This window comes from Phenylobacterium sp. (assembly GCF_046590535.1).
Classification (GTDB): domain Bacteria; phylum Pseudomonadota; class Alphaproteobacteria; order Caulobacterales; family Caulobacteraceae; genus Phenylobacterium.
Genome location: NZ_JBKJTG010000210.1, coordinates 1 through 2,765 on the forward strand (window position 1 = coordinate 1; position 2,765 = coordinate 2,765).

The following is a 2,765-nucleotide window of genomic DNA, read 5'->3' on the forward strand; positions in this document are numbered from 1 at the left end:
CGCAACCTCGCACCCCACATGCTGCGACCCCTGCCGGGGTCGGGCCGTTTGCGTCTCGAATCCGGGGGTTGAGCGCAGCGACACACCGGACGCTTGTCGGGATATGGTGCCGGATGAGGGACTCGAACCCCCGACCTTCGGTTTACAAAACCGCTGCTCTACCAGCTGAGCTAATCCGGCCCGCGAGAGGCTGGGCGCTTCTTGGGTGATCGGACGGGGTTTCGCAAGCGCGCGGTTGGACCGCGCCGCCTGCCTGTGCTTGCTTGCCCGCAACAAGAAAACCGGGAGGATGTCCGATGAACTTCCAGGACTATCGGCGCCACGACGCGGTGGGGCTGGCCGAACTGGTGGCGCGGCGCGAGGTGACGCCGGACGAGCTCCTCGACGCCGCCGCCCAGCGGATGGCCGAGGTGAACCCGAGGATCAACGCCGTCACCCTGGACCTCACCGGCCGGGCGCATCGCGATGTGGACGGCGCCGGGCCGCTGGCCGGGGTTCCGTTCCTGCTGAAGGACCTGGGCGCCGCCCTGGCCGGGACGCCCACCACCGGCGGGTCCCGGCTGTTCGCCGACCAAGTGGCGACGCAGGACAGCGCGCTGACCGACCTCTACCGCCAGGCGGGACTGCACATCTTCGGCAAGACCAACACCCCGGAATTCGGGCTGTGGCCGTTCACCGAGTCCGAACTCCTGGGCATATGCCGCAATCCCTGGGACCTGGACCGGACCCCCGGCGGCTCGTCCGGCGGCGCGGCGGCGGCGGTGGCCGCCGGCATCGCGCCCGCCGCCCACGCCAGCGACGGCGGCGGCTCGATCCGCACGCCGGCCTCCTGCTGCGGCCTGTTCGGGATGAAACCCTCGCGCGGGCGGGTGTCGTTTGCTCCAGCGGGGGAGGGCTGGGCGGGGGCCTCGGTCCAGCACGCGGTGACCCGGTCCGTCCGCGACAGCGCAGCGTTGCTCGACATCGCCTGCCGCCCGCAACCGGGAGACCCCTATTTCCTGGCCCCGCCCGAGCGCCCCTTCGCCGAGGAGGTGGGCCGCGACCCGGGCCGTCTGCGCATCGGCTTCACCACCGCGGCCCTGCAGGCCCCGGCCCTCGATCCGGAGTGCGCCCAGGCGGTGCGCGAGGCGGCCAGACTCTGCACATCGCTGGGCCATGAGGTTGAGGAGGTGCAGGTCCCGGGCGACTTTGCCGCCATGCAGGCCGCCGCGGGACAGGTGATCGCCGCCAGCATCGCCGCCACCCTGGACGCGGAGGCCGAGCGCCGCGGACGGCCCATCGCCGAGGGTGAGGTCGAGGCCTTGACCTTCTCCACCTATCGCCGCGGGCAGGGCGTAAGCGGCGCGGCCTATGTGCGGGGATTGCAGACCCTGCACGCCTTCGGGCGCGCGGTCGCGGCGCTGTTCGAGCGCTATGACGTGCTGCTGCTCTCGACCCTGGGCAGCCCGCCTGTCCGCATCGGGTGGATCCTCGAGGACCCGCGGCTGATCGGCGAGCGGCTGTTCGGCTTCATGCCCAACACCCAGGCCTTCAACAACACTGGCCAACCGGCCATGACCGTGCCCCTGGCCTGGAGCCAGGGCGGCCTGCCCATCGGCCTGCAGTTCGTAGCCAGGACGGGGGAGGAGGCGACCCTCTTTCGCCTGGCGGGCCAGCTGGAGCAGGCGCAGCCCTGGTTCGACCGGGTCCCGGAGCTCTAGGCGCGCGGGCTGCGACGCGCGGTTGACCCGTGGCGCGGCGGCGCCCACTTTGATCTGGCCGCATCACGTCGGCGAGGGAAACGAACATGCTCAAACCGGCTTCACTGGCGCTCGCGGCGCTGCTCATGGCCAGCGCCGCCCAGGCCCAGCCCGCCGCCCCCAGCGTGGTTCGCGGCAAGGTCGCTTCGATCAGCGCCGACACGGTGGTGGTCAAGGGCGAGCGCGGCGGGTCGCAGACCGTGAAACTGGCGCCCTCCTGGACCGTGGCGGTGATGAAGCCGATCACTCCGGACGCCATTCAGCCGGGCAGCTTCATCGGCACCGCGGAAATGCCGCAGAAGGACGGTTCAGGCCGCTCGCTTGAGGTGCACGTCTTCCCGCCGGGCGTGAAGATGGGCGAGGGTCACTACGGCTGGGACCTGAAGAAGGGCTCGATGATGACCAACGGCACCGTTGGCAAGGTGGTGGCCGGCAAGAAGGGCAGCCGCGAGCTCGAGGTCTCCTACAGCTACGGCAAGCGCAATATCACCGTGCCGAAGAACGTGCCGATCGTGCAGATCGCTGGCGGGGCGCGGGCGCAGATCAAGCCTGGCGTGCCGGTGTTCATGGTGGTGCAGAAGACGCCCACGGGCCTCGCCACCAACTCCATCTCCATCGGAGAGAACGGCGCCAAGCCGCCCATGTGACGGCGAAGGGTCCCCTCCGCCCACGGCGCAGGGGACCCCCGGTCGTCTAGGCCGCGACCGCCGTGTCCGCGGACTGGCCGAACTTCACCATCGTCAGCGCTGCGCCCGCGAGGACGAAGGAGACGAGCTGATAGCCCACGTTGATGGCCATCATCGTGGGCGTGAAGCCCATGTAGACATACTCAAGCGCCTGGGTGGTGAGACTGAAGAAGAACCAGGCGGTGAGCCCGGTCATGACGCCGCCCTGCAGACCGGTAACGCCCAGCCGCTGGATAAGCCACGCTATCCCCAGCACCATGACCAGGGTAACGACAACGCCAAGTATCATCGAATGTGTCTGCGCTCGGCTGGACATGTCGACAGTCAGGCCGACGGCCTG

The 2,765-nt window shown here is 69.9% G+C and carries 3 protein-coding genes and 1 tRNA gene; 2 read left to right on the forward strand and 2 right to left on the reverse strand.

Going from position 1 to position 2,765, the window contains the following annotated elements; translation table 11 throughout:
* Positions 1 to 104 precede the first annotated feature (104 nt).
* Positions 105 to 180, reverse strand: a tRNA-Thr gene (locus ACLL81_RS12650).
* Between the two features lie 116 nt (positions 181 to 296).
* Between ACLL81_RS12650 and ACLL81_RS12655 the strand changes: the two genes are divergently transcribed.
* On the forward strand, positions 297 to 1,700 hold the full coding sequence (locus tag ACLL81_RS12655) for an amidase (RefSeq protein ID WP_411288706.1): 1,404 nt from the start codon (positions 297 to 299) through the stop codon (positions 1,698 to 1,700).
* 86 nt (positions 1,701 to 1,786) lie between these two features.
* The gene (locus ACLL81_RS12660; protein ID WP_411288707.1) at positions 1,787 to 2,386 is read left to right on the forward strand and encodes a hypothetical protein; all 600 of its coding nucleotides are present in this window, start codon (positions 1,787 to 1,789) and stop codon (positions 2,384 to 2,386) included.
* A 46-nt stretch (positions 2,387 to 2,432) separates the two neighbouring features.
* Here the strand turns inward: ACLL81_RS12660 and ACLL81_RS12665 are convergent.
* The coding region (locus ACLL81_RS12665; RefSeq protein WP_411288708.1) for a DUF1761 domain-containing protein at positions 2,433 to 2,765 on the reverse strand (333 nt) is incomplete at its 5' end.

Coding starts and splice junctions, on each gene's coding strand:
- ACLL81_RS12660 (WP_411288707.1), top strand. CDS start 1,787: ATGCTCAAACCGGCTTCACTGGCGCTCGCGGCGCTGCTCATGGCCAGC.
- ACLL81_RS12655 (WP_411288706.1), top strand. CDS start 297: ATGAACTTCCAGGACTATCGGCGCCACGACGCGGTGGGGCTGGCCGAA.